This window comes from Streptomyces sp. NPDC030840 (genome assembly GCF_055572015.1).
The window spans coordinates 15,872-17,557 of the sequence record NZ_JBVIEE010000006.1; the positions used below are offsets into that span (position 1 = coordinate 15,872).

The 1,686-nt window shown below is 70.8% G+C and carries 1 protein-coding gene; it reads left to right on the forward strand.

Annotated features, from left to right (window positions below; genetic code table 11):
• Nucleotides 1–153: 153 nt before the first annotated feature.
• Nucleotides 154–1,686 (forward strand): Ig-like domain repeat protein (locus ACZ49J_RS15240; RefSeq protein ID WP_468349342.1); only part of this gene is annotated, 1,533 nt, incomplete at its 3' end.

Here is a 1,686-nt window from a genome sequence, read left to right on the forward strand (position 1 = left end):
GTGGCGGGTGGTAGTGCGACGGCCACTCACACCTACACCAGCGACTCCGGCAGTCCGTACGCGGTGACGGCGACGTACAGCGGTGACGGTGACTTCACCGGTTCCACCGGGTCCGACACGCACACGGTGACTGCGGCGGCCACGACGACGTCGGTGTCGTCGTCGCCGGATCCGTCGGTGGTGGGTCAGCAGGTGACGTTCACGGCCACGGTGGCACCGGTGTCGCCGGGTGCGGGGTCTCCGACGGGGACGGTGACGTTCGATTTCGGTGATGGTAGTCCGACGGTGTCGGTGCCGGTGGCGGGTGGTAGTGCGACGGCCACTCACACCTACACCAGCGACTCCGGCAGTCCGTACGCCGTTACGGCGACCTACAGCGGTGACAGTGACTTCACCGGTTCCACCGGCAACGACACGCAGACGGTGAACGCGGCGGCGACCACCACCCAGGTGACCACCAGCCCCGACCCCTCCGTGGTCGGCCAACCGGTCGGCATCACCGTGGTGGTGACCGCCACGGCACCCGGCGCCGGAACGCCCACCGGGAACGTGGTCGTCAGCCCCGGGGACGGCTCACCCGCCCAGACCGTGGCGCTGGTGGGCGGGACCGCGACGCTCACCCACACCTACACCAGCACCGTGGGCAGCCCCTACACCGTCACCGCCACCTATGCCGGGGACGGAGACTTCAGCGCCTCCACCGGGACCGACACCCAGACCGTGGTCCAGGCCACGACCACCACCACGGTCACGTCGACTCCCGACCCGTCGGTCTTCGGCGAGCAGGTGACGATCACCGCCACGGTGACTGCCAACGCGCCCGGCGCCGGTACGCCCGGCGGGACCGTGTTCTTCGTCATCAGCGGCGGACCGGTTCTCAGCGCCCCGGTCACCGCGGGCACGGCCACCGTCACCACCAGCGCCATGACGGTCGGCCCGCACACCATCAACGCCATCTACACCGGCAACAGCAACTTCGTCGCGTCGGTCGGCTCCGACACCCACACGGTGAACCAGTCGGCGACGACGACCGTCGTGACGTCGGCACCCGACCCGTCCCTCGTCGGTGAACAGGTGACGGCCACGGCCACGGTGACGGCGACCGCTCCGGGAGCGGGGACGCCGACGGGAACCGTCGTCTTCGACTTCGGTGACGGCTCCACGCCGGTCCCCGGAGCCGTCGTGGGCGGTGTGGCCACGGCAACGCACGCCTACACCACGACGACCGGCAGCCCGTTCACCATCACCGCCACCTACGGCGGAGACACCAGCTTCGCCGGCTCCTCCGACACCGACGCGCAGACGGTGGGCGCGGCGGACACCACGACCACGGTGACCTCCTCGCCGGATCCGTCGGTGGTGGGCGAGAACGTGTCGGTGACGGCGACGGTGGCGCCGGTGTCGCCGGGTGCGGGGACGCCGACGGGGACGGTCACGTTCGACTTCGGTGACGGGTCGCCGACCCAGACCGGCACCCTGACGGGTGGTGTGGCCACGGTGACCCACGCCTACGCCGCGACGGCGGGCAGCCCGTACACCATCACCGCCTCCTACGCCGGGAACGGCAACTTCGACCCGTCGTCCGGCACTGACACCCAGACGGTGAACCAGGCGGCTACCACGGCCACGGTGTCGTCGTCCCCCGATCCGTCGGTGGTGGGTGAGTCGGTTTCGGTGACGGCGACG